2 protein-coding genes are annotated in these 1,448 nt (G+C 55.9%); both read right to left on the reverse strand.

What is annotated here, in order from left to right:
* Window positions 1-215: 215 nt before the first annotated feature.
* A complete protein-coding gene (locus NZK35_RS33550) occupies window positions 216-863 on the reverse strand; it encodes a PD-(D/E)XK nuclease family transposase (RefSeq protein ID WP_259636897.1) in 648 nt (215 codons plus the stop codon).
* 61 nt (window positions 864-924) lie between these two features.
* On the reverse strand, window positions 925-1,194 hold the full coding sequence (locus NZK35_RS33555) for a hypothetical protein (RefSeq protein WP_259636898.1): 270 nt from the start codon (window positions 1,192-1,194) through the stop codon (window positions 925-927).
* Window positions 1,195-1,448: the final 254 nt, after the last annotated feature.

Consider the following 1,448-nt stretch of genomic DNA (forward strand, 5'->3'; position numbering starts at 1 on the left):
CTTTAGCCGCCCATTGTCGCGGCACAGCCGCGACCGAGCATCACCGAACGGGCCAAATCACCGGTTGCTGGATCCCTTTCGACTTATGCCCGTGCCATTCGCTTCTGAACCTTTTTCTCGTTCTTTAAAGCTCACGACTCAGTAACATGGCAATTTGTGAACGCCAAGTTCACGACACGGATTTTGTTCGCGTGAGTGAACCTTGAGAGGCTTCACTAAACTCCTCGCTCGCGCAGTTGATGCTTTAGATCGCTTTCGAGTGCGGCAAGTTCCTCAATCGACAGATCTGCAATGGATGTCTGGTCGACACCGAGCAGTTCACGGAGGACTGCAATCCGCCCCAGTGCTTCACCCTCCTCCTTGCCCTCCGCCTTGCCCTCCGCCCTGCCCTCTTGCCGTGCCTCTTGCCGCGCCTGCTCAACAGCGTACTGCATCCTGGCACGTTCATCACGTTGTGCTTTGAGGCGTAGCTCGTATTGGCTTCGTTGTTGCGGCGTTCGTTGGATCATTTCGAGAACCTCGGCAGCTTCGCTGAAGGCGGGGGATTTGAATCGCTGTTCGATTTCCTGAGCCGACATTGTTTCGGCGCGACAGAAAAAATGGCACCACGCGTCCACTGGATCCGTGATCACTCGATTATCGCTCGGAACCGCGTACTTTGGCAACTCAAGAAGGTGAATTTGTAGACCGTCTGTGAGTTTCAGGCTGCCGTCGCGACTCCGTAGCCGGAAATCGCTGTGGATTTGTGGGGATTGGCGGAACAGGATCGCGTTGAGAAAGCGCAGCGTGATCGCCGGATGTTCCGGGCTGCCCAATAGCAACTTGAAAACGTAGTCGACGGTGGGATCGATTCCGATGGCCATGCGCAGATGATTGACTCAATACTGGAGTGACGGACTCACGATCAGTCTATCGCAGCGATGGTTACGTTGTCGACGCGCGAAGATTGGCTTGCCGAAAGCCTCGCCGAAGTATTTCGACGGCGAGGCACTCTACGGAACGCCGTAGCGGATGATGGCTGGTTTGCAGCTCGCTAGCATCCTTCCACCGATCGGTCGGTGGTCGGTCGTGGACCTCGCGGAGGCGTTTGATCGACACGTGCGTGTCGATCTGCGTCGTGTTGAGCTGCTCATAGCTGAGCAGCGTTTGGATCGAGCGCAGGTCCGCGTTACAGTCGAGCATCAACGTCGCCATGGTGAAGGTATTTCATTAGCCATCCGCCGCGAAGGTAGCAAATCGCTTCGCCATCAATCGTTAAAGTTTACGCACGCTCTGTTAACCAACGCGTAAGTGTTTTTTGTCTCTCACCTTCTCTCGGCCTGATCGCCGGAGGGTCACGGGTGACGGCGTCAGTCCGGCTCGGCGAAAGCCAAAAAACGATTGGGGAAGAGTGAGCGGCCGGTCCGGTGGCGTTGGTGTCTAGGCTTTAGCCTAATACCGCTAAGTTA

The organism is Stieleria sedimenti, from assembly GCF_025060895.1.
Lineage (GTDB): Bacteria > Planctomycetota > Planctomycetia > Pirellulales > Pirellulaceae > Stieleria > Stieleria sedimenti.

Excerpts from the sequence above, each read along its gene's own strand:
- NZK35_RS33555 (WP_259636898.1), bottom strand. The coding sequence starts at position 1,194 with ATGGCGACGTTGATGCTCGACTGTAACGCGGACCTGCGCTCGATCCAA.
- NZK35_RS33550 (WP_259636897.1), bottom strand. The coding sequence starts at position 863 with ATGGCCATCGGAATCGATCCCACCGTCGACTACGTTTTCAAGTTGCTA.